The organism is Pseudomonas sp. 2822-17, from assembly GCF_002742485.1.
Taxonomy (GTDB): Bacteria; Pseudomonadota; Gammaproteobacteria; order Pseudomonadales; family Pseudomonadaceae; genus Aquipseudomonas; species Aquipseudomonas cyclaminis.
This window is the reverse complement of the sequence record NZ_LJRZ01000080.1, coordinates 1-305: the sequence shown is the minus strand read 5'-3', so window position 1 is coordinate 305 and position 305 is coordinate 1. Positions and strand designations below refer to the sequence as shown.

1 protein-coding gene is annotated in these 305 nt (G+C 37.0%); it reads left to right on the top strand.

What is annotated here, in order from left to right:
* Positions 1–305 (top strand): hypothetical protein (locus AOA60_RS33210; protein WP_218240477.1); only part of this gene is annotated, 305 nt, incomplete at both ends.

The following is a 305-nucleotide window of genomic DNA, read 5'->3' as shown; positions in this document are numbered from 1 at the left end:
ACAGGCGCCGATCATCAAAAAAGAATAGTCGAGCACTTATCCAAGCTAGAAGCTGATTATAAAGGTGGTTTTGGATCCTCAATGAAGGAGTATGAAGATCAGATTCGAACTGGCTTAACCATGATCTTTGTGTCCACAGAATTAACGGATGAAATGTTAGAAAGGGTTAGGATTTATCTGTCTAGAAGGATAAAAGTAATCTTTTGTTTAATGGATCGTGGAGTGAAAAACGACACGTGGGAAGAGAAAAGGTTTGAACAAATTAGAAAATATGGTGCTGAAGCATATATTCTTTCAGGTAGTAA